Genomic DNA, 1,020 nt, shown 5'->3' on the forward strand with positions numbered 1-1,020 from the left:
ATTTCCATTGAGGTGATCTCAGTAAGGATTGGACGAACAGGGTCGCTTGGTTTGGTGTGTGGCGACGGCTGGGGCATGCCTGGAGGAAGTGGGACGTGGGGTGCCTGGTAGAAGAAATCCGACCAAAGATGATCTTCACCAGGCAAGGACCCCACGTGATCGCCTATCGTGCCATCCTCGATGTTCCCCGTGAACTTGCCCTCTATGTCAGCAGGCTGCTGACCGCCGAACGCCGTGCGCGCGGCACGCGGAAGGGCCAGCGGGCGCTGACTCCGTTCTGGCAGTCTGTGCTGGGGTTGCGCTGGTTCCGGGACAGCACCGATATCGCCAGGCTGGCGCGTGATCATGAGGTCTCCCGTGCGACCGGCTACCGGTACCTCGATGAGGTCATCAAGGTTCTCTCCGAGGATGCCCCGGATCTGCATCAGGCCCTGCGCCAGGCCAAAGATGACGGCTGGACGTATGTGATTCTGGACGGGAAAATCTTCTCCTCCGACCGTGTGGGTGAGAAGACCATCAGCGTCACAGGCACCGAGATCGACCTGTGGTACTCCGGGAAAACCCGTGAGCAAGGCGGCAACATCCAAGCGGTCATGCAGCCCGACGGGTTCCCGATCTGGGTCAGCGAGGTCGTGCCCGGCTCAGTGCATGACATCCTCGCCGCCGAAGAACACGTCCTCGGTGCCCTGTACTGGGCCGCTTCCCAGCTTGACCTGCCCACCCTGGCCGATGCCGGGTTCCAAGGCGCCGGTGCCGGGATACACACCCCGATCAAACGCTCTAAAAAACACCCGGGCAGCCCGCTGGAGGTCGACAACCACACCTACAACACGCTGCTACGCAGCCTGCGTGCCCTGGGCGAACGCGGATTCGCCCTGCTCACCGGACGCTGGCGGGCCCTGCGGCACTTCACCACCAGCCCCCGCAAAATCGGCCGCATCGTCCAAGCCGCACTTGTGCTCACCCACTTCGAACACGGCCGACTCACCTAACCCCTTACTGAGATCACCTCATTGAAAT

At 62.3% G+C, this 1,020-nt stretch carries 1 protein-coding gene; it reads left to right on the top strand.

Annotated features, from left to right (window positions below; genetic code table 11):
• Positions 1-155 precede the first annotated feature (155 nt).
• On the top strand, positions 156-992 hold the full coding sequence (locus ACWEV3_RS43395; protein WP_452619504.1) for a transposase family protein: 837 nt from the start codon (positions 156-158) through the stop codon (positions 990-992).
• Positions 993-1,020: the final 28 nt, after the last annotated feature.

Source organism: Saccharopolyspora sp. NPDC003752, assembly GCF_053605825.1.